This window comes from Tamaricihabitans halophyticus, from assembly GCF_004340875.1.
Taxonomy (GTDB): domain Bacteria; phylum Actinomycetota; class Actinomycetes; order Mycobacteriales; family Pseudonocardiaceae; genus Tamaricihabitans; species Tamaricihabitans halophyticus.
In genome coordinates this window covers 57617-73205 of sequence record NZ_SLXQ01000014.1, presented here as the reverse complement: position 1 = coordinate 73205, position 15589 = coordinate 57617, and the positions used below count along the sequence as shown (strand labels likewise).

Annotated in this window: 15 protein-coding genes; 13 read left to right on the top strand and 2 right to left on the bottom strand. The window is 67.6% G+C overall.

The window, feature by feature from the left end; all coding sequences use genetic code 11:
* Positions 1-2: 2 nt before the first annotated feature.
* The 4 genes from aroB to EV191_RS24205 all read left to right on the top strand — a co-directional run bounded on the left by aroB (position 3) and on the right by EV191_RS24205 (position 4015).
* Positions 3-1118, top strand: a complete 1116-nt coding sequence (aroB, locus tag EV191_RS24220) for a 3-dehydroquinate synthase (protein WP_132879694.1) — start codon at positions 3-5, stop codon at positions 1116-1118.
* A complete protein-coding gene (gene aroQ, locus EV191_RS24215; RefSeq protein WP_132879692.1) occupies positions 1115-1543 on the top strand; it encodes a type II 3-dehydroquinate dehydratase in 429 nt (142 codons plus the stop codon). Before aroB ends, aroQ begins: the two co-directional genes overlap by 4 nt.
* A 156-nt stretch (positions 1544-1699) precedes the next feature.
* A complete protein-coding gene (locus EV191_RS24210; RefSeq protein WP_243659191.1) occupies positions 1700-3202 on the top strand; it encodes a glycoside hydrolase family protein in 1503 nt (500 codons plus the stop codon).
* Between the two features lie 42 nt (positions 3203-3244).
* Positions 3245-4015, top strand: a complete 771-nt coding sequence (locus EV191_RS24205; protein WP_132879691.1) for an aminoglycoside phosphotransferase family protein — start codon at positions 3245-3247, stop codon at positions 4013-4015.
* Here EV191_RS24205 and EV191_RS30210 read toward each other — a convergent pair whose 3' ends face one another.
* Positions 4016-4708 carry a B-4DMT family transporter gene (locus EV191_RS30210; protein WP_165913077.1) on the bottom strand — a complete coding sequence of 231 codons (693 nt, stop codon included), beginning with the start codon at positions 4706-4708 and terminating at the stop codon, positions 4016-4018.
* Positions 4709-4762: 54 nt separating this feature from the next.
* Here EV191_RS30210 and EV191_RS24195 point away from each other — a divergent pair, with 54 nt between their 5' ends.
* The 3 genes from EV191_RS24195 (at position 4763) to nusB (ending at position 6974) form a co-directional block, all read left to right on the top strand.
* A complete protein-coding gene (locus EV191_RS24195) occupies positions 4763-5872 on the top strand; it encodes an aminopeptidase P family protein (protein ID WP_132879689.1) in 1110 nt (369 codons plus the stop codon).
* A gap of 98 nt (positions 5873-5970) precedes the next feature.
* Positions 5971-6534: an elongation factor P gene (gene efp / locus EV191_RS24190; protein WP_132879688.1), complete on the top strand. Its 564-nt coding sequence runs from the start codon at positions 5971-5973 to the stop codon at positions 6532-6534.
* On the top strand, positions 6534-6974 hold the full coding sequence (gene nusB, locus EV191_RS24185) for a transcription antitermination factor NusB (protein ID WP_132879686.1): 441 nt from the start codon (positions 6534-6536) through the stop codon (positions 6972-6974). Before efp ends, nusB begins: the two co-directional genes overlap by 1 nt.
* 56 nt (positions 6975-7030) lie before the next feature.
* Here nusB and bldD read toward each other — a convergent pair whose 3' ends face one another.
* Entirely contained in the window at positions 7031-7519 is a 489-nt protein-coding gene (gene bldD, locus EV191_RS24180; protein WP_132879685.1) for a transcriptional regulator BldD, read from the bottom strand.
* A 268-nt stretch (positions 7520-7787) separates the two neighbouring features.
* Here bldD and pyrR point away from each other — a divergent pair, with 268 nt between their 5' ends.
* Genes pyrR through carB form a run of 6 tightly spaced genes read left to right on the top strand, consistent with a single transcriptional unit; the run spans position 7788 to position 15588 of the window.
* Positions 7788-8372, top strand: coding sequence for a bifunctional pyr operon transcriptional regulator/uracil phosphoribosyltransferase PyrR (gene pyrR / locus EV191_RS24175; RefSeq protein WP_132879683.1), 585 nt, complete (start codon positions 7788-7790; stop codon positions 8370-8372).
* Complete coding sequence (locus EV191_RS24170) at positions 8369-9301, top strand: aspartate carbamoyltransferase catalytic subunit (RefSeq protein WP_132879682.1); 933 nt, start codon at positions 8369-8371, stop codon at positions 9299-9301. The genes pyrR and EV191_RS24170 overlap by 4 nt, the downstream gene beginning before the upstream one ends.
* Positions 9298-10605: a dihydroorotase gene (locus EV191_RS24165; protein ID WP_132879680.1), complete on the top strand. Its 1308-nt coding sequence runs from the start codon at positions 9298-9300 to the stop codon at positions 10603-10605. The genes EV191_RS24170 and EV191_RS24165 overlap by 4 nt, the downstream gene beginning before the upstream one ends.
* Positions 10602-11126 carry a PH-like domain-containing protein gene (locus EV191_RS24160; protein WP_132879679.1) on the top strand — a complete coding sequence of 175 codons (525 nt, stop codon included), beginning with the start codon at positions 10602-10604 and terminating at the stop codon, positions 11124-11126. Before EV191_RS24165 ends, EV191_RS24160 begins: the two co-directional genes overlap by 4 nt.
* On the top strand, positions 11123-12250 hold the full coding sequence (carA, locus tag EV191_RS24155; RefSeq protein ID WP_132879677.1) for a glutamine-hydrolyzing carbamoyl-phosphate synthase small subunit: 1128 nt from the start codon (positions 11123-11125) through the stop codon (positions 12248-12250). Before EV191_RS24160 ends, carA begins: the two co-directional genes overlap by 4 nt.
* On the top strand, positions 12250-15588 hold the full coding sequence (gene carB, locus EV191_RS24150) for a carbamoyl-phosphate synthase large subunit (protein ID WP_132879676.1): 3339 nt from the start codon (positions 12250-12252) through the stop codon (positions 15586-15588). Before carA ends, carB begins: the two co-directional genes overlap by 1 nt.
* The last annotated feature ends 1 nt before the right edge of the window (position 15589 follow it).

Genomic DNA, 15589 nt, shown 5'->3' with positions numbered 1-15589 from the left:
TGATGACCGAGCCGGTCCGGATCCCGGTCAACACGGCAAACCCGTACGAGGTCGTCGTCGGGCACGGTTTGCTTGGTGAGCTGACCGAAACCGTGCGCGGCGCCTCGAGTGTGGCGCTGGTACACCCACCGACGCTCACCACCACCGCCGAGGCGGCACGTGCGGAGCTGGTCGAAGCAGGGCTGGACGCGCACCGGGTGGAGATTCCGGACGCGGAGGAAGGCAAAGCACTGTCCGTAGCGGGCTTCTGCTGGGAAGTCCTCGGGCGGATCGGTCTTGATCGACAGGGCGTGATCGTCGGCCTCGGCGGTGGCGCCGTCACCGACCTCGCCGGGTTCGTCGCGGGCACCTGGATGCGCGGCGTCCGGCTGGTCAACGTGCCGACCACGCTGCTCGGCATGGTGGACGCGGCGGTCGGGGGCAAGACCGGGATCAACACCGAGGCCGGTAAGAACCTGGTCGGGGTGATCCACGAACCGCGGCGAGTGCTCGTCGATCTGGCGACGCTGGCCACCCTGCCGGCGAACGAGCTGGTCGCCGGGATGGCCGAGGTCGTGAAATGCGGCTTCATCGCCGATCAGGAGATCCTGGCGCGCATCGAGGCGGATCCGGCCGCGGCCGTCGACCCGACCGGTCCGGTGCTCGGTGAACTGGTGCGCAGGGCAATTCAGGTCAAGGCCGATGTGGTGGCCGCGGATCTACGCGAATCGGCGCTGCGGGAAGTGCTCAACTACGGACACACCCTGGGGCACGCGATCGAGCGCAGGGAACGGTATCGCTGGCGGCATGGCGCCGCCGTGAGCGTTGGCATGGTCTTCGCCGCCGAACTGGCTCGGCTGGCCGGGCGGTTGGACGAGGCGAGCGTGCAGCGCCACCGCGATGTGCTTGGCGCGCTCGGACTGCCGGTCAGCTACGACGCGGACGCCTTCGCCCAATTGCTGGAAGGGATGCGGGCGGACAAGAAAACCCGTTCCGGGATGCTGCGGTTCGTGGTGCTCGACGCGCTTGGCAAACCGGGCAGGTTGGAGGGCCCCGATCCCGCGTTGCTCGCTGGTGCCTACGCCGCGATCGCGAGCGAGCCGGACCAGGGACGCGATCAGGGGAGCGTGCTGCTGTGAAGGTGCGGGTACTCAATGGGCCGAACCTCGGCCGGCTCGGCACGCGGGAACCCTCGGTCTACGGGTCCACGACCTACGCCGATCTGGTTGAGCTGTGCAACCAGACGGCTGCCGACCTTGGTATCGAGGTCGACGTCCGGCAGACGGACCACGAGGGCGAGCTGGTTGGCTGGCTCCACGAGGCCGCCGACGCCGGTGACCCGGTGGTGCTCAACGCGGGCGCGTGGACGCACTACTCCATCGCCGTGCGGGATGCCTGCGCCCAGTTGCGCGCGCCGCTGCTGGAACTGCACATCTCGAATGTGCACCGCAGGGAGGAATTTCGGCACCACAGCGTGATTTCCGGGGTGGCCACCGGCGTAGTCGCGGGCCTGGGGGTGCGGGGCTATGTGCTCGCACTGCACTGGCTCGTTGAACAAGACTAGTCGAACAGGACTAGTCGCACGGGGCTGACTGTCCCACCGGCGTGACGCATCTCGCGGAATCCCGGCTGAACTGGTGCCATGCGTGGCTAAACCGCCGCTGACCGCCTCAGGTTGCCTACACTTGGCCCGTGCGGCACGGAGGAGGTCACACCGGGAATGTCAGCGAGGCACAGGTTCGGCAGGATGGCGGCGACGGCGCTCGCCAGTATCGCCGCGATCGCGGTAGCCGTGGCCTGCACCCCTGCGGACGGGACCCCGCAGTACGAGCGGCACCGCCCCGCGGACACCGGTCCACCGCCGAAAGGCGAGCCGGCGCAGCTGGCTACCGACGCCGCACGACAGAGCTCCGGCGTGATCGCCGACGGCGGTGCTGACGCGCCGTACAACTACGGTCCCACCGTGATGCTGGACGGCGGAAAAACCCGGATGTGGTGGTGCAGCCAGCTCGGTAGCGCGAAACCACCCGGCGACGACGTGCTCTACGCCGAAGCCGAAACCGTGAACGGCCCCTTCGACGCCCCCGGAGTGGGCAAATCCCAGCCGGTGCTGAGTGGGAACCCAGGCGGTTTCGATGGCATGCACACCTGCGACCCGTCCACCATCAAGGTTGGCGATACCTACTACCTCTACTACACCGGCGCCGAGGGCGATCACGACTTCGGAAATCAGATCGGGCTGGCCACCAGCAAGAACGGGATCGACTGGGAGCGGGCGAACGATGGCCGGCCGATCGTGTCGCCGTCCGGGGACCGCCCCGTCCGCAAGAGCTACGGGGCAGGTCAACCAGCCGCGTTGTACCTGGACGGCTGGTTCTACCTGATGTTCACCGACACCACCGGTGCGGCCGCCGGCTGGAACGGCGCCGGCCAGTTCGTTCTGCGTGCCAAGGACCCCACCTTCCAGGACGGTGTCCAGGCGCTCGGTCGTGATGGTTTCGCTGATACGGCAAGTGGCAGCGAGCGCAGGGATCGGGCGATCGTGGACGCGTTCAGCGCGGACTGGATGTGGGTCGAGCAGCTCGATGCCTTCGCCATCGCGCATCAGACCGACGGCGGCACCACGCTGACTTTCTGGGACCGCGAGTTCACCCGAAACCCGTACGAGCAGGTGCTGATACCAGGGCCATGGCGGGAGGGTCCCGGGCTGGTTCGGCAACCCGACGGGCACGCGCCGGTATCCGCGGCGAACCCCTGCGGCACCGTGCCGGTCGACGTGGTGCGCGCGACCACCAACAAGGACGCGCCCACCGGGCTGCGGCATTTCGGGCTCGACATCACTGACGCGCCCGGCTGTGCCACCGCCGAGCGGGCCTTACGGGTGTTGGACGGATTCGCCGTGCTGTCCCCGAAGCGCACCATCGATCTGGTCATCAACGAGCAGCTGCTCCGGGTCGAACGCCGCTCGGTCGCCGAGGAACTTGCCAGCAAGATCGTGGAGAAACATATCCCCGCGTTGGACGACGCGCCCGTGGCTGGCCGGCTGACCCCGGGTACGCCGGCGAAGTACGCCGAAGGGCGGGGTGTTGGTTTCCTGCTCGACGACGGCATGTTGTGGCAGGTGCGGCCGGCGTCGGTGGTCGAACTGAACTCCTCGCCGGTCGGCGAAGTGAGCCCCACCGTGTGGGATGCCTATGCGAAGGGCCCGGCGATCCTGCGCTGAACGCGGGTCACGGTAGCCAGCGCGGACAGGAGCGGGACACGGATGCACGAGGAAGCGCTGACCGGCGGGAATATGACCCAGGTCGTTCGGGTCGGCGATACCGTGCGGCGAAGTGCTGGCCGATGGACGCCCACGGTGCACGCGCTGCTCGGGCATCTGCGCGAACGCGGTTTCCAGCGGGCCCCAGAGCCGTTGGGCATGGACGAATCCGGCAGGGAAGTACTCAGCCTGCTCGCCGGCGCCGCGGCGCGGTACCCGCTACCGGACTACGCGCTCAGCGACGCGACGCTGCGTGAGGTATTCGCGATGGTCCGGGAATACCACGAAGCCACCGTGGACTTTCCGCTGCCGGCCGGGGCCAGCTGGCAGTGGCCGGCGCGGGAGCCATTCGAGGTGATCTGCCATAACGACATCGCGCCGTACAACACCATGTTCGTAGCGGGCCGGCCGAGCGGCCTGATCGACTTCGACACCGCATCACCCGGTCCGCGCCGGTGGGACCTCGGCTACGCCGCCTATCGGTTCGTCCCGTTGACCGATCCGGCGAATCCGGACGTGCCGTACCACGGGGTGGCCGAACAGCGCCGCCGGCTGGCGCTCGCGGTCACCGCATATGGCTCCACGGATATCCAACCGGCCAAGGTGCTGCGTGCCGCGATCGACAAACTGTGCGCACTGGTGGCGTTCATCAAGGCCGAGGCCGCGGCGGGCGATCCGGCGCAGCTCGCGGTGCTCGAGCGCGGGGACACCGACATCTACCAGCGGGACATCCGGTACCTGGTCGAACACACCGATCAACTCGCGGCTGGCTGATCAGTCCTTGCGCTTGCGCCGGTAGGGCGTGGGGCGATACGGCAGCGGCCGGCGTTTGGTGGTTGTCCGGCCGGCGGGGACCGGCGTTGGCTCGGCCGTGTCCGCGACGGGTTCGACCGTGTCCGGTGCGGGTTCCTCCGGCGCTGGTTCGCCTTCCTCGATTGGCTCCGCCGCGGGGTCGCCCCCGGCTGAGTACTCCTCGGAAGGGTCCTCCTCCGAAGGGTCCTCCTCGGAGGCGGCGCCCTCGGCTGGGCTTTCCGCAGATAGCTCGTCCTCGGATGCGGACTGGTTGTGCTTGCTCGGTGCCGGTTGCATCCGACCGCCGACGACGAGACCCAGCCCAGCCGGGACCATGATCAGCAGCGCGATGAAGGCAGCGCCACCGGTCAGCGCCGGTCCCAGTTCGGATACCCCGGTCTGGTCGACCATGGTGGCCCTGCCGATCACCGCGAGAACTCCGGAGACCGGTCCGGCGACCAGCGCGGCGATAAACCAGGTGCGACCCCGGTCGACCAATCTGGACCAGCCGTCCAGCGCGCCCCACAACGCCGCGACCCCGACGAGGAGCGCCACCACGATCGGTCGCACCAGATTCAGATCGGTCGGCATATGAGCCTCGACGGCGGCGAGGGCGACCTGCACGGCTGCGTGCACGATCGCCAGCGTGAGCGCTCGCGGTATCCACGCTGACATTCCCACACTCTACGGGCCAGTCAAGCCTGCCCCAGGACACTATGCTCTGGGGCTATGCCCGAATCACATGTGCGCCGGCGGGAATCCCTGCGGGCCAGCTTGCGTGAGCAGGAGTTGTCCGGCCTGCTGGTGACAGATCTGCTCAACCTGCGGTACCTGACCGGCTTCACCGGATCAAACGGGGCCCTGCTCGTACATGCCGAGGACACGCCGAACAGTGAAGATCGGACGCTGTTCGGCACCGACGGTCGCTATCTCACCCAGTCCGCCGACCAGGTCCCTGAACTGGAGCGGATCATCGAGCGGCCGACCGCCGAAGCGCTGTGTGCCAGGGCGGCACGGGAACCCGCCAGCTATCGCCGGCTCGGTTTCGAGAGCCAGCAGGTCACTGTGGACGGACTGGACGCGCTCAACGCCGCGGCCGATGCGGTGCCGCTGGTCAGGGCACCTGGATTGGTCGAACAGCGGCGGATGGTCAAGGACGAAGGGGAGATCGAGGCACTGCGCATGGCCTGTGCCGCAGCCGACCGCGCACTGGCCGACCTGCTCGAGCACGGTGGCTTGCGACCGGGCCGCACCGAGCGGGAGGTCGCCAGGGAACTGGAGGACCGGATGCTCGATCACGGTGCGGCCGGTCGTTCCTTCGAGACGATCGTCGCGGCCGGACCGAACTCCGCGATACCGCACCACCGGCCGAGTGACGCCGTGCTCGCCGAAGGCGACTTCGTGAAAATGGACTTTGGCGCGCTGGTGGACGGCTATCACTCGGATATGACCCGAACGCTGATACTCGGCGATCCAGCCGAGTGGCAGCGGGAGATCTACGAACTGGTACACGCCGCGCAGGCCGCGGGGCGGGCAGCCGCGCGGCCTGGCGCCGAGGTCCGCGCGGTGGACAGGGCCGCCCGCGCGGTGATCGAGGATGCTGGCTACGGCGAGCAATTCCTGCACGGTCTCGGCCACGGCGTCGGGCTCGCCGTGCACGAGGCGCCGATGCTGGGCGGTAACGGTGCCGGTACACTATTCGCCGGTATGGCGGTGACCGTCGAACCCGGTGTGTACCTCACTGGGCGGGGCGGGGTGCGGATTGAGGACACGCTCGTCGTGCGGGATGACAGTCCCGAGATCCTCACGCTGAGCACCAAGCAGCTCACGGTCGCCTAGGCGGGCACTCGGCGGGCGCACGGCGTAGCCGTGCGGCAGGTTCGACTCAGGTTCCGTCGTTACGTGCACACCCAACTTGCGAGGAGAGACCCGGTCCCGTGGCCACGACGAACGATCTGAAGAACGGCATGGTGCTCAACCTGGATGGGCAGCTGTGGAGCATTACCGAGTTCCAGCACGTCAAGCCGGGTAAGGGCGGTGCGTTCGTGCGCACCAAGCTCAAGCACGTGCTGTCCGGCAAGGTCGTGGACAAGACCTTCAACGCCGGCACCAAGGTGGAGACGGCGACGGTGGACCGCCGGTCGATGACCTACCTGTACAACGACGGTTCGGATTACGTCTTCATGGATGGCGACACCTACGACCAGATCAACGTGCCCCGTTCCATCGTCGGTGACGCGGCCAACTACATGCTGGAGAACACCGAGGTCACGGTCGCCAACCATGAAGGCGACCCGTTGTACGTCGAATTGCCGGCTTCCGTCGAGCTGGTGATCGAGCACACCGACCCCGGCCTGCAGGGTGACCGGTCGACCGGCGGCTCCAAGCCGGCGAAGTTGGAAACCGGCGCGGAGATCCAGGTTCCGTTGTTCCTCGGCACCGGCGAGAAGGTCAAAGTGGACACCCGTGACGGCCGCTATCTCGGCCGAGTGAACTCCTGATGGCTCGACGCGGATCCGCCCCGGTCGGTCGCCGGGCGGCGCGTAAGCGGGCTATCGAAATGCTGTACGAGGCGGCGGTGCGGGACAGCGATCCCGTCACGCTGCTCGCCGAACGGCTGGGCTCACCTGAGGTTGAGCCCGTGGCCGAGTACACGGCGACTTTGGTGGAGGGCGTCGGCACCCATCTGACGCGGATCGACGAACTGCTGGCCGAACACGCCGAAGGCTGGTCATTGCAGCGGATGCCGCCGCTGGACCTCGCGGTCCTGCGGTTGGGCACCTACGAGCTGTTGTGGGCGACCGACGTGCCCGATCCGGTTGCCATCGATGAGGCCGTGCACCTGGCGAAGACCCTGTCCACGGACGACTCGCCACGGTTCGTGAACGGGGTACTCGGCCGGATAGGTGGGATTGCCGACCAGCTGCGCGCCGTGCAGTGACCGCGATACGGCCCCGGTAGTGCACTGCATGAGGCACGACGCGCAACGGGTCGGACTCACTCCTCCTTGGACGGGCGTGCCTCCGGGGGCAGTACGCCCCAGTCGATCAGCTGTTCGGTGAGCTCGCCGGGCGTCATGTCGTAGATGATCGCGAGGGAGCGCAGATCCTCGGTACGGATCGACAGCACCTTGCCGTTGTAGTCACCGCGCTGGCTCTGGATCGTGGCCGCATAGCGCGCCAGCGGGCCGACCTTTTCCGCCGGTAGCTGCTGCAAGCGCTCCAGGTTGATGACGATCTTCGTCGCCGGCTCGGCACCTGATGGCACTCGTCCCTCGGGCAGCAACTCCACGACCGGAACGCCGTAGAAGTCCGCGAGCTCGGCCAGCTTCTGCACCGTGACCGCGCGGTCGCCGCGTTCGTACGAGCCCACGACGACGGCCTTCCATCTGCCACCTGACTTCTGCTCGACGCCGTGCAGGGACAGTCCTTGCTGCTGACGAATCCCCCGGAGCTTTGCTCCGAGCGCCTTGGCGTAGTCGCCCATGTGGCGGTTCTCCGTTCGTTCGCTCCGTCGGCGGCTAGCGCCGCCGCGGCTTTCCTGAGATCAATACGCAGAGTAATGGTTACCGACTGTCGTCACTAGGTCAAGGTGCAAAGGCTGCTGCACCTGAGGGAAGTGCGCTACACCACTCGGTCGGCTTACTCAACTTGCCTGGTAGTGTCTTGTCGGTTCCTACGAACGGCGGTATGCCAAGTAGGTATTCGACATCCTTTAAGGACCCGTCCGGTGAGGCGGAGAAGGAGGTCCAGACGTGGCGTCACGGTCTCGTGGCGCGGCGGATGCGGCAGGTGAGCGGGAGCTGCTCACGGCCGCCGATGTCGCGCGCACGGTAGCCCGGATGGCCCATCAGGTCATCGAGAAAACCAGCCTGGATGCGCCCGATGCGGCGCAGGTCGTGTTGCTTGGGATTCCAACGCGCGGCGCCAGCCTCGCGGTCAGGCTGCGGGATCGCATCACCGAGTTTTCCGGAGTACGGCCGCCCTGCGGCACCCTCGATGTCACGCTCTATCGGGATGACCTGCGCAGACGACCGACGAGGCCGCTCGAGGAAACATCCGTACCCGATGGCGGGATTGACGACCGGCTCGTGGTGCTCGTCGACGACGTGCTCTTCTCTGGGCGCACCATTCGTGCCGCCCTTGACGCCCTGCGTGATCATGGCCGGCCACGCGCCGTCCAGCTGGCCGTGTTGGTGGACCGCGGCCATCGGGAGCTACCGATCCGTGCTGATTACGTCGGGAAGAACGTGCCAACCGCGCGAGCCGAGGATGTTGTGGTGCGACTCGACGAGGTTGACGGCTCCGACGGGGTACTTGTTCGCGGGGGGAAGGCATGAAACACCTGCTGACCACCGAGGGGCTGAGCGCCGCGGAAGCGACCGCCGTGCTGGACACCGCGGACACGCTGAAGCAGACCCTGCTCGGCCGCGAGGTACGTAAGCTACCCACGTTGCGCGGCCGCACCGTGCTGACCATGTTCTACGAGAACTCCACCCGTACCCGCGTCTCGTTCGAGATCGCCGGGAAGTGGATGAGTGCGGATGTGGTGAACGTCTCGGCAAGCGGCTCGTCCGTGGGCAAGGGTGAATCGCTGCGGGATACCGTACTGACATTGCGGGCGGCCGGCGCCGACTGTGTCATCGCGCGCCACCCGGCATCCGGGGCCGCGCACCGGCTGGCGGAATGGCTCGGCTCGGCCGGCACCAGCGTGGTGAACGCGGGCGATGGCACGCATGAGCATCCGACGCAGGCACTGCTGGACGCGGCGACGCTGCGCGAGCGGCTGGGATCACTCGACGGCAGGCGAATCGGCATCGTCGGTGACGTCCTGCACAGCAGGGTGGCCAGGTCCAATGTGCACCTGCTCGCGACACTCGGCGCCGAGGTCGTGCTGATCGCCCCGCCGACCCTGCTTCCCTATGGCGCGACGAACTGGCCGGTGCGGGTGTCCTACACCCTGGACGCCGAGTTGCCGACGCTGGACGCGGTGATGATGCTGCGGGTGCAGGCGGAACGCATGCACGGCGGATTCTTCCCCTCGGCGCGCGAATACTCGATCAACTACGGGCTGTCCGAGGCGCGCGCGGCGCTGCTGCCGGAGCACGCCGTGGTGCTGCACCCGGGACCGATGCTGCGCGGTATGGAGATCGCCTCGGCCGTGGCCGATTCCGCGCAGGCGGCGATCACCGAGCAGGTGCGCAACGGGGTACATGTGCGGATGGCGGTGCTGTACCACCTGCTGGCTGGCGAGGAAGGAGCGGCGTGACCGCGTTGCTGATCAAGGGCGTTCGACCGTATGGCGAGGGTGAGCCGACCAATATTCGGGTGACCGACGGTGTCATCTCGGCGATCGAGCCGGCGACCGGCGCGGACGAACCAGTACCGGCCGACCTGCCGGTGTTCGACGCGGCTGGCCTGGTTGCCCTGCCGGGCTTCGTGGACCTGCACACCCATCTACGGGAGCCGGGCAGGGAGGACACCGAAACGATCGAAACGGGCAGCAGGGCGGCCGCGCTCGGCGGGTACACGGCCGTTTTCGCGATGGCCAATACCGATCCGGTCACCGATAACGCGGTGATCGCCGAGCATGTCTGGCGGCGTGGCGCGGAAATCGGCCTCGTCGACGTGCATCCGGTCGGCGCGGTGACCGTGGGGCTCGCCGGTGCGAAGCTCGCCGAGCTGGGCACGATGGCGGCTTCGGCGGCTGACGTCCGGGTCTTTTCCGACGACGGGCACTGTGTACACGACCCGCTGATCATGCGGCGAGCGCTGGAGTACTCGGTCGCCCTGGACGCGGTGATCGCGCAGCACGCCGAGGAGCCGAGGCTGACCGTCGGCGCCCAGGCGCACGAGGGTGAGCGCGCCGCGCGGCTCGGGCTGGCCGGCTGGCCGGCGAGCGCGGAGGAGACGATCGTCGCCAGAGACTGCTTGCTCGCGGGGCACGCGGGTGCGCGACTGCACATCTGCCACGTGTCCTGCGCGGGTACCGTGGAAGTGTTGCGCTGGGCCAAGCAGCGCGGCGTGCGGGTTTCCGCCGAGGTAACCCCGCACCACCTGCTGCTCACCGACGAGCGGCTGGGCAGCTACGACCCGGTGAACAAGGTGAACCCGCCACTGCGTACCGCGGCGGACGTGCAGGCGATGCGCGCGGCGCTTGCCGATGGCGTGATCGACTGCGTGGCGACCGACCACGCGCCGCATGCCGTGCAGGACAAGGATTGCGAGTGGGCGAGCGCGAAGCCGGGGATGCTCGGTCTGCAGACCGCGCTGTCCATTGTGGTGGAGACCATGCGCGGTACCGGGGCGCTGGACTGGCGTGGGATCGCGCGGGTGCTGAGCGAGCGTCCGGCGGAGATCGCCGGACTCGCCGGGCAGGGACGCCCGATCGAGGTCGGCGAGCCGGCGAATCTCGCGCTGGTTGACCCGGACGCGCGATGGACCGTACGCGGCGAGGAGCTGGCGAGCCTCGCCGGCAACACGCCCTACGAGGGGATGGAACTGATGGCCAGAGTGGTCGGCACCGTGTTGCGGGGCCAGGTGACCGCTGGACGGGAGAGGATCGCGGTATGACGCGCACCTGGCTCACATTGCTGGTGCTCGGGTTCTTTCTGTTGTGCCTGCTGGCGATGTGGCTGGGCTGGCGCCGGCGAGCGAAGCGACAGCAGGCGGTACTGCCCACGTTCCCCGATGTGCCTGAGCGACTCGGTGACCAGGCCGAGCTGCGCGCCACCGGGGTGTATGTCAGCACGGTCTTCGCGGGTGCCTGGCAGGACCGGATCACCGTCGGCGATGTGGGGCATCGGGCTGCCGGCGCGCTGCTCTGGTATCCGGAAGGACTGCTCGTCGAGCGCACCGGTGCGTCCGGATTGTGGATCCCGGCGGAATCGATCATCGATGCGCGTACGGATCGCGCGCTCGCCGGCAAGGTGATGGGCACCGAGGGCCTGCTCGTGGTTCGTTGGCGGCTCGGCGAGCACGAACTTGACAGTGGGTTCCGCGGCGATGACAAATCCGTCTACCCACAATGGATTGACACGTTGCGCGCGGCCGCCGCGGATGACCGCGCGACAGGGGAAGTAGGCCAACAGTGAGCGAAACGCAGCAGGCGCCGGCCGCGCTCGTCCTCGAGGACGGCCGAGTCTTTCGGGGCAGTGCTTACGGGGCGGTTGGCTCCTCGCTCGGTGAGGTGGTCTTCTGCACGGGAATGACCGGTTACCAGGAAACCCTGACCGACCCCTCGTATCACCGGCAGATCGTGGTGCAGACCGCGCCGCAGATCGGCAACACCGGCTGGAACGACGAGGACGATGAGTCTGGCCGGATCTGGGTTGCCGGCTACGTCGTACGCGATCCGGCGCGTGCGCCGTCCAACTGGCGTGCCACCCGGTCGTTGGACGATGAGCTGCGCAGGCAGGGCGTTGTGGGCATCGCCGGCGTGGACACCCGCACGCTGACCAGGCATATCCGTGAGCACGGCGCGATGCGCGCCGGGGTGTTCGCTGGTTCCGCGGTCGGCTCGGCCGAGACGATGCTCGCCGAGGTACAGGCGGGGCCGCGGATGGCCGGCGCCGATCTCGCCGGTGAGGTAACCACCCAGCGGTCCTATGTGGTGCCCGCGGTCGGCGAGACCCGATTCCGGGTGGCGGCGCTCGATCTCGGTATCAAGGCGAATACGCCACGAATGATGGCGGCGCGCGGCATCGAGGTGCACGTCCTGCCGGTATCGTCCACTATCGACGATATTGCCGCGGTCGATCCGGATGGCGTGTTCCTTGCCAACGGGCCAGGCGACCCAGCCACCCAACGCGACGCGATCGAGCTCACCGGCACCGTGCTGGCGCGCAAGCTGCCGCTGTTCGGGATCTGCTTCGGTAACCAGATTCTGGGGCGCGCGCTTGGCTTGGGCACCTACAAGATGCGCTACGGGCACCGAGGGATCAATATCCCGGTGATCGATTCGCGGACCGGCAAGGTCGCGATCACCGCGCAGAACCACGGTTTCGCCCTGGAAGGGGAGCCGGGGGCGCGGTTCGACACCCCGTACGGCGCGGCCGAGGTCAGCCACCACTGTCCCAATGACGGCACGGTCGAGGGTGTGCGCTGTCTGGACACGCCCGCCTTCTCGGTGCAGTACCACCCGGAAGCCGCGGCAGGGCCGCATGACGCGGCACCACTATTCGACGAGTTTGTTCGGCTGATGGACGGGAATCGCTGATGGCGAAAAGGACGGACATTGAGCATGTCCTGGTGATTGGTTCCGGCCCGATCGTGATCGGCCAGGCCTGCGAGTTCGACTACTCGGGTACCCAGGCCTGCCGGGTGTTGCGTGCCGAAGGTCTGCGCGTGTCGCTGGTGAACTCCAACCCGGCGACGATCATGACCGACCCGGAGTTCGCCGATGCCACCTATGTGGAGCCGATAACCCCGGAGTTCGTCGAGAAGGTGATCGCCAAGGAGCAGGAGCAGGGTCGCCCGATCGATTCGATCCTGGCCACGCTCGGCGGGCAGACGGCGTTGAACACGGCGGTGGCGCTTGCCGAGCGGGGCGTACTGGAGAAGTACGGCATCGAACTGATCGGCGCGGATATCGACGCCATCCAGCGCGGTGAGGATCGGCAGAAGTTCAAGGACATCGTGTCCTCGGTTGGCGGCGAGGTGCCCCGTAGCAGGGTGTGCCATTCCATGGACGAGGTCCGTGAGTTCGTCGCGGAGCATTCCCTGCCGGTGGTCATCCGGCCCTCGTTCACCATGGGCGGCCTCGGTTCCGGCATGGCACACACCGAAGAGGACCTCGAGCGGATGGCCTCGCTGGGGCTGACCGAGTCACCGGTGCACGAGGTGCTGATCGAGGAGAGCGTGCTCGGCTGGAAGGAGTACGAACTCGAGCTGATGCGCGACCGCAACGACAACGTCGTGGTGGTCTGCTCGATCGAGAACATCGACCCGATGGGCGTGCACACCGGGGACTCGGCCACCGTGGCGCCCGCGATGACCCTGACCGACCGGGAATTCCAGCATATGCGCGACGTCGGCATCGACGTGCTGCGCGCGGTTGGCGTGGAAACCGGTGGCTGCAACATCCAGTTCGCGATCAACCCGCGCACCGGGCGGATGGTCGTGATCGAGATGAACCCCCGGGTTTCCCGCTCGTCCGCGCTGGCTTCGAAAGCGACCGGGTTCCCGATCGCCAAGATCGCGGCGAAGCTCGCCATCGGGTACACATTGGACGAGATCACCAATGACATCACCGGCGAGACACCGGCTTCCTTCGAGCCGACGCTGGACTACGTCGTGGTCAAGGTGCCGAGGTTCGCCTTCGAGAAGTTCCCCGGCGCGGACCAGACACTCACCACGACGATGAAGAGCGTCGGCGAGGCCATGTCCATTGGCCGGAACTTCGTGGAGGCGCTTGGCAAGGTTCTGCGCTCGATGGAGCGCAAGGCGGTGGGGTTCTGGACAACCCCGGATCCCGCTGACACCGATGTCCGGAGCTGCCTCACCCACCTGCGCGGTGGGCACGACGGGCGGCTCTACACGGTGGAGCGCGCGCTCCGGCTCGGTGCCTCGGTGGATGAGGTGCACGACGCTTCCGGTATCGACCGGTGGTTCCTCGACGAGATCGCTTCGTTGGTCGAGCTGCGCACGGAGATCACCGAGGCGGCCGTGCTGGATGAGGCGCTGTTGCGGCGAGCGAAGCGATTCGGCCTTTCCGATCGGCAGATCGCCGCGCTGCGCCCGGAACTTGCCGGCGAGGACGGGGTGCGCACGCTGCGGCACCGGCTGGGCGTCCGTCCGGTGTTCAAAACAGTGGACACCTGTGCCGCCGAGTTCGCCGCGTACACCCCTTACCACTACTCCGCCTACGAGCTTGATCCGGCCGCGGAGTCCGAAGTGGCCGAACAGCGCGAACGGGAGAAGATCCTCATCCTTGGCTCCGGTCCAAACCGGATCGGACAGGGCATCGAGTTCGACTACTCCTGCGTGCACGCCGCGCTCGCGCTGCGTTCCGAATCCGCGCCGTACGGTGGCTTCGAGACCGTGATGATCAACTGTAATCCGGAGACGGTTTCCACCGACTACGACACCTCGGACCGGCTCTACTTCGAGCCACTGACCTTTGAGGACGTCCTCGAAGTGGTCCACGCCGAGCAGGCTTCCGGCACCGTACGTGGAGTGATCGTGCAGCTCGGCGGGCAAACACCGCTCGGGCTGGCACAGCGGCTGGCCGATGCCGGTGTGCCGGTGATCGGGACACCGCCGGAAGCGATCCACCTTGCCGAGGATCGCGGTTCGTTCGGCGACGTGCTCGCCTCCGCGGGGTTGCCCGCACCGCGCTACGGCACCGCGACGTCCTTCGAGGGAGCCAAGCGGATCGCCGACGATATCGGCTATCCGGTGCTCGTTCGGCCGTCCTATGTGCTCGGCGGCAGGGGTATGGAGATCGTCTACGACGAGGCGACCCTAGCCAGCTACATCGAACGCGCCACCGAAGTCACGCCGGAGCACCCGGTGCTGGTGGACCGGTTCCTCGATGACGCGATCGAGATCGATGTGGACGCCCTGTACGACGGGGAACAGCTGTATCTCGGCGGCGTGATGGAGCACATCGAGGAAGCCGGTATTCACTCCGGTGACTCGTCCTGCGCGCTACCGCCGATCACGCTTGGCCAGACCGACCTGGACGTGGTCCGCGCCTCGACCGAAGCGATCGCGCGCGGTATCGGGGTGCGCGGGCTGCTCAACGTGCAGTACGCGCTCAAGGACGATGTGCTCTACGTGCTCGAGGCGAACCCGCGGGCTTCGCGCACCGTGCCGTTCGTGTCCAAGGCGACCGCGGTGCCGCTGGCCAAGGCGGCCGCCCTGGTCATGGCCGGTGTCTCGGTCAAGGAACTGCGGGCGAGCGGAGTGCTGCCGGCCGAGGGCGACGGGGGCAATCTGCCCGCGGACGCGCCGGTTGCGGTCAAGGAGGCCGTGTTGCCGTTCCACCGCTTCCGGACCCCGGAAGGGCACGGGGTGGACTCGCTGCTTGGTCCGGAGATGAAGTCCACCGGCGAGGTGATGGGCATCGATATCGCCTTCGGTCAGGCCTTCGCGAAGTCGCAGGCAGCCGCGTACGGTTCGCTGCCGACCAGCGGCCGGGCCTTCGTCTCGGTGGCCAATCGGGACAAACGCGCGCTGGTGTTCCCGGTCAAGCGGCTCGCTGATCTCGGGTTCGAGATCCTGGCCACCACGGGAACGGCGGACGTGCTGCGGCGCAACGGAATCCCATGCACCGTGGTGCGCAAACACACCGAGAACCCCACGTCCGAGCCGGACATCGTGCAGATCATTCGGGACGGCGGGGTCGACATGGTGATCAACACCCCATACGGCAACAGCGGACCAAGGGTGGACGGGTACGAGATCCGCACGGCCGCGGTGAGCAGGGATATCCCCTGCGTGACCACCGTGCAGGGCGCGGCGGCCGCGGTACAGGGCATCGAGGCGCTGATTCGCGGCGATATCGGCGTCGGTTCGCTGCAGCGGCTGCACGCCGCGTTGCGTGGCAACTGAG